Genomic DNA, 402 nt, shown 5'->3' on the forward strand with positions numbered 1-402 from the left:
TATTACCAGCGCTCACTTTTTTCGTCATTTTTCACTATATTCCGATGTATGGGGTGCAAATCGCTTTTAAGGACTTTTTTGCCACGATGGGGATTATGGGAAGTCCTTGGGTTGGATTCGATCACTTCGAACGCTTTTTTAATTCCTATTATTTTTGGCGATTATTAAAAAATACATTACTTATCAGTTTGTACCAATTATGTTTATTTCCACTACCGATTATTTTCGCCTTAATGTTAAATGAACTTCGAAATGGCGCCTTTAAAAAATGGACGCAGACTTTAACATATGCCCCACATTTTATTTCCGTTGTGGTAGTGGTCGGGATGATTATTGCCTTTTTAGATCCTACGACTGGTATTGTCAATCTTCTCATTGAGAAGTTAGGCGGTGAACCCATTC

The 402-nt window shown here is 37.3% G+C and carries 1 protein-coding gene; it reads left to right on the forward strand.

Annotation, left to right across the window (positions count from 1 at the left end; genetic code table 11):
• On the forward strand, positions 1-402 hold a 402-nt coding region (locus KI363_RS21720; RefSeq protein WP_212967623.1), incomplete at both ends, for an ABC transporter permease family protein.

Source organism: Lederbergia ruris (assembly GCF_018332955.1).
In the GTDB taxonomy this organism is placed as follows: domain Bacteria; phylum Bacillota; class Bacilli; order Bacillales; family Bacillaceae_C; genus Lederbergia; species Lederbergia ruris.